The 1,905-nt window shown below is 74.4% G+C and carries 2 protein-coding genes; both read left to right on the forward strand.

The window, feature by feature from the left end; translation table 11 throughout:
• A partial coding sequence (locus PLP61_RS11645; RefSeq protein ID WP_324502885.1) for a sugar nucleotide-binding protein occupies positions 1–1,362 on the forward strand: 1,362 nt, incomplete at its 5' end.
• A 55-nt stretch (positions 1,363–1,417) separates the two neighbouring features.
• The coding region (locus PLP61_RS11650; protein ID WP_324502886.1) for a hypothetical protein at positions 1,418–1,905 on the forward strand (488 nt) is incomplete at its 3' end.

Genomic DNA, 1,905 nt, shown 5'->3' on the forward strand with positions numbered 1-1,905 from the left:
GAGCCGACCCCGATCCCCGGGCTGCTGGTGGTCCGGCTGCCGGTGCACGCCGACGCCCGCGGCTGGTTCAAGGAGAACTGGCAGCGCGCCAAGATGACCGCGCTGGGGCTGCCCGACTTCGGCCCCGTGCAGAACAACATCTCCTTCAACGCCTCCCGCGGCGCGACCCGCGGCATCCACACCGAGCCGTGGGACAAGTACGTCTCGGTGGCGACCGGTCGGGTGTTCGCCGCGTGGGGGGACATGCGCGAGGGCCCGACGTTCGGGACGACCTTCCACCTCGAGATCGACCCCGCGGTGGCGGTGTTCGTGCCGCGCGGGGTGGGCAACAGCTACCAGGCGCTCGAGGACGGCACCGCCTACACCTACCTGGTCAACGAGCACTGGCGCCCCACCACCGCCTACCCGGCGCTGCACCTGGCCGACCCGACCGCGGCGATCCCCTGGCCGATCCCGCTGGCGGAGTGCGACGTCTCGGAGAAGGACCGGGCCAACCCGCGGCTCGAGCAGGTCACCCCGATGCCCCCGCTGCGCACACTGGTGCTGGGGGCGGGCGGCCAGCTCGGCCGAGCGCTCGGCGCGGCGTTCCCCGAGGCCAGGGGCGTCGACCGCGACGAGCTCGACGTCACCGACGCCGACGCGCTGGCGGCCTGGCCGTGGCAGGAGTACGCCGTGGTGCTCAACGCCGCGGCCTGGACCGCCGTGGATGCCGCGGAGACCCCGGAGGGCCGGGTGGAAGCCTGGGCGGCGAACGCGGTGGCCCCCGCGATGCTCGCCCGGATCGCCACCGAGCACCGGCTCACGCTCGTGCACTACTCCACCGACTACGTCTACGACGGCATCCACGAGGTGCACCGCGAGGACGAGCGGCTCTCCCCGCTCGGCGTCTACGGCCAGTCCAAAGCCGCCGGCGACCTCGCCGTCGCCGGCACCCCGCGGCACTACCTGCTGCGCACCTCGTGGGTGGTGGGCGAGGGCCGCAACTTCGTGCGCACCATGCAGCACCTGGCCGCCACCGGCGCCTCCCCCACCGTGGTGGCCGACCAGGTCGGCCGGCTCACCTTCGCCGACGAGCTCGCCCGGGCCACCCGGCACCTCCTCGACGTCGGCGCGACGTACGGCACCTACCACGTCTCCAACGCCGGCCCGCCCACCTCCTGGGCCGACCTGGCGCGGGCCGTCTTCGCCCGCTCCGGCCGGGATCCGGGCGACGTCACCGACGTCACCACCGAGCAGTACGCCGCCGGCCGGAAGCTCGCGCCGCGCCCGGCGTACAGCACGCTGGCCCTCACCAGGCTGGAGGCGACCGGCTTCCGGCCCGAGGACCAGCTGACCGCGCTGGAGCGCTACCTGCGCACCTGACGCGCGGTGTATCCCCGCGTCAGGCCGGCGCCTCCTCGTGAGTGGAGGTGTCGCCATGAGCCGAGCGCATCGTGCACCCCGGATCGCGGCCCTGATCACGGTGGCCCTACTGGTCGCGGGCTGCGGGGCGAGCGGCACGCCGGCGGTCGCCCCGGATCCGGGCACCGGGTCGGAGTCGTTCGACCCCACCCCGGCCCCCGAGCCCACCGGGTCCGAGGAGCCCCTGCCCCCTGACCAGGACGTGTCGATCTCGGTGCCGACCCTGCCCGTGGGCGGGAACACCGACCAGGACGGGGCCGACCAGTGCGCCCACGCCAACTGGCTCGGGGACACCATCCCGACCGGGGTGGAGGTGGTGGTCGACCAGGTCGCGCTCGACCCCGACGGCGTCTTCTCCCTGGGCGGAGAGCCGTGCGGCTCCGGGGGCCCGGCCTGCGCGAGCTCCTGGACCTGGAGCGCCGAGACCCAGAGCCAGGAGTGCACGGTCTCCGCGACCCAGCTCGAGGACACCGACCAGACCGTGACCCTGGTCCTGGTGGGGAC

It is taken from the genome of Nocardioides sp. (assembly GCF_035429765.1).
Taxonomy (GTDB): domain Bacteria; phylum Actinomycetota; class Actinomycetes; order Propionibacteriales; family Nocardioidaceae; genus Nocardioides.